The organism is Mesorhizobium sp. M7A.F.Ca.CA.004.04.2.1 (assembly GCF_004022825.1).
Classification (GTDB): Bacteria; Pseudomonadota; Alphaproteobacteria; order Rhizobiales; family Rhizobiaceae; genus Mesorhizobium.
Map to the genome: position 1 here is coordinate 1 of NZ_RZPH01001522.1, position 883 is coordinate 883.

General features: G+C 59.6%; 1 protein-coding gene. It reads right to left on the reverse strand.

The genetic code is table 11. The features are described from left to right. A partial coding sequence (locus EN893_RS35860; RefSeq protein ID WP_164901483.1) for an acyltransferase occupies positions 1-883 on the reverse strand: 883 nt, incomplete at both ends.

The window sequence follows — 883 nt, forward strand, 5'->3', positions numbered from 1 at the left end:
TCCCGGAACATAGTGGGCAGCGAAAGAATCGCCCCACAGCAGCACATTGGTGGCAAAGCCCGTTGTCCGGGTGCAGTCGGCAAGGTTCCAGTCTTCGATGCGGGTCCCGTTTTCGTTGAAACAGATGCCGTTGCGCCAGTCGCCGACCCGGATACGTTCTGTCGAGAAATCCGGAAACCGTTGCGGGAAACCGTTGCCCAGTGCGCCGGCCAAACCACCGGCGCACAGCAGCACGATTGCCGTCGCCGAAAAGGCGAAGATGGGCAGTGGGGCGGTATAGGCTCGTTTGTGGCGGAAGGGTTGCTCGACGTATTTCCAGGAGAATGCCGCCAAGGCGAAACTGGCAACCGTCATCGCGATAATCGTTGGCACACCGACAGTCTTCAGGGAGAGATAATGGACGAAGGAGTTGATTGGCCAGTGGACGAGGTAAAGCGAATAGGAAATGAGGCCGACCCAGACCAGCGGCGCCAACCGAAGCACGCGAGTGGCGACAGGTGCCGGCCTGTCGGCGCTATCCTGGCCAGCATAGATCAGCAGAGCTGTTCCGATGCAGGGGAATAGGGCATTGTAGCCGGGAAACGGATCGCTGTCCGAAATCATCACAAAGCCAAATGCAATGAGGGCAAAGCCGGCGAGGCCGATCAGGTCCGCCGCCAGCCGACTGGCTAGGACCGGAGGCTTCCGCAACATCAGCATGGCGCCCAGCGCCAGCTCCCATATGCGCGTCGGCAAGAGATAGAACCCTGCCGTCGGTGCCAGCGAGGTTGCTATGACTGCCAGGGCAAAGCTGCCGATGGCCATCGGCAGAAGTACCGTCAGCCAGCGCTTCGAGACGTATCGGTAGATCAGATAAAGGAGGATCGGCGCGAAGATATAATAC